Source organism: Vibrio sp. Vb0937, from assembly GCF_033338855.1.
On the sequence record NZ_JAWOTK010000420.1, the window covers coordinates 1 to 1,075 of the forward strand.

The 1,075-nt window shown below is 46.2% G+C and carries 3 protein-coding genes; all 3 read right to left on the reverse strand.

Annotation, left to right across the window (positions count from 1 at the left end; translation table 11 throughout):
• Positions 1-213 precede the first annotated feature (213 nt).
• Complete coding sequence (gene moaE / locus R7P67_RS26185) at positions 214-669, reverse strand: molybdopterin synthase catalytic subunit MoaE (RefSeq protein WP_318086502.1); 456 nt, start codon at positions 667-669, stop codon at positions 214-216.
• Between the two features lies 1 nt (position 670).
• The gene (gene moaD / locus R7P67_RS26190) at positions 671-928 is read right to left on the reverse strand and encodes a molybdopterin synthase sulfur carrier subunit (RefSeq protein ID WP_005461535.1); all 258 of its coding nucleotides are present in this window, start codon (positions 926-928) and stop codon (positions 671-673) included.
• A partial coding sequence (locus tag R7P67_RS26195) for a cyclic pyranopterin monophosphate synthase MoaC (protein ID WP_318086503.1) occupies positions 925-1,075 on the reverse strand: 151 nt, incomplete at its 5' end. The genes moaD and R7P67_RS26195, both read right to left, overlap by 4 nt.

Below are 1,075 nucleotides of genomic sequence, written 5' to 3' on the forward strand. Positions count from 1 at the left end.
TGTGACAAACGAAGTCTAACAAATAATCGTTTATATATTGCTCGATATTTTTTATTGTGAACAATATCACCGAGATAAAACACGGGTGTTTTCGAAGATAGGAATCGCAGTATTGAACCGTTTCAATATGGTTGAACAAATAGCGAAATACAAAAAAAGCTAAGTGCGATTAACACTTAGCTTTTTATTTTTTGTCAAAACGAGTAGCTGGTTCTATTTTCCCCAGCGCTGCGCTGCTTGATGATCGGTGTCGCGCGATTCAATCCAACGATCTTCGTTAGTTGTGCGCTCCTTTTTCCAAAACGGTGCTTTGGTTTTCAGGTAGTCCATAATGAACTCGCACGCATCAAATGCCGCGCCGCGATGCGCACTAGAAACGCCCACAAATACAATTTGGTCGCCGCTGTCCATATCACCCACACGATGAATCACACGCACGCCAAGCAGTGGCCAGCGAGCTTCCGCTTCATCACAAATATCGCTCAAGCTCTTTTCCGTCATGCCCGGATAATGCTCTAGGTGCAGTCCAATCACGTTATCACCAAGGTTCATATCTCTGACTTTACCAATAAAGGTCACGACCGCACCAGCAGCAGTGCCTTTCGACAAGCGTTGATATTCTTGATCAACAGAAAAGTCTTCAACTTGTACAGAAACACGAGGATCCATCTTAGCCTCCCGTTACCGGTGGGAAAAACGCAACTTCGTCACCTGCTTTTACTTGTGTATCCAGTGGGACGATCGATTGGTTCACTGCAGCAAGCAGCTTGCCTGGCTCAAGCGCCAAATCCCACTTGCCTGCTTTTTCTGCGCCCGCTTCGACAAGATGTGCGCGAACGGCTTCGACCGTATCGAACTGGCCGTCCAAATCAACGCTGTCGATACCCACTAGCTCGCGGGTTTGAGCAAAGAAAAGTACTTTAATCATGATTCCGCCTTGAAATGTCCAGATTTGCCACCCGTCTTCTCTAATAGACGAACTTGACCAATGACCATGTCTTTTTGTACTGCTTTACACATATCGTAAATCGTTAGTGCAGCGACGGAAGCTGCAGTGAGCGCTTCCATTTCGACA